Raw genomic sequence first — 580 nt, forward strand, 5'->3', positions numbered from 1 at the left:
GCGCAGTTCCTGATTCCGGCGGCGGTGTCGTTGGGTTACGGTATTTTGTTTGCTACCGTGATTACGCTGATTCTGATTCCAGCCTTGTTGGCGGTGCAGCATGATGTGATTGATCTGCTGGCGGCCCTGCGGCAACGGCTCGGATGGCAGTCTGACGATAAGGATGCTGCCCCTGCCACAGGAGACAAGCCGTGCTGAGCGTGTTACTGGTCGAGGATGATCTCGACCTGGCGGCCACTCTGGTTGATTACCTGTTGCTGGAAGATATCCAGTGCGATCACGCCAGCAATGGTGTGGCCGGGCTGACGCTGATGGCAGACAATGAGTATCGCGTGTTGCTGCTGGATCTGAACCTGCCCCGGCTGGATGGCATCAGTATTTGCCAGCGATTACGGCAGTTGGGCAACGATACGCCGATCCTGATGTTGACGGCCCGTGACCAGCTCACTGATAAGCGGGATGGCTTTCAGGCTGGCACCGACGACTATCTGGTCAAGCCGTTTGAAATGAGCGAGCTGGTGATGCGGGTAAAGGCATTGGCTCGCCGTCGTAGTGGCCAGGTGATGCGGCTGGATTGTGG

General features: G+C 57.6%; 2 protein-coding genes. Both read left to right on the top strand.

Annotated elements, in window-relative coordinates; all coding sequences use genetic code 11:
* Positions 1–198: hypothetical protein (locus Q4563_RS15595; RefSeq protein ID WP_303605110.1), on the top strand; the 198-nt coding region annotated here is incomplete at its 5' end.
* Positions 192–580: response regulator transcription factor (locus Q4563_RS15600; RefSeq protein ID WP_303605111.1), on the top strand; the 389-nt coding region annotated here is incomplete at its 3' end. The genes Q4563_RS15595 and Q4563_RS15600, both read left to right, overlap by 7 nt.

Source organism: Gilvimarinus sp. 1_MG-2023, from assembly GCF_030548285.1.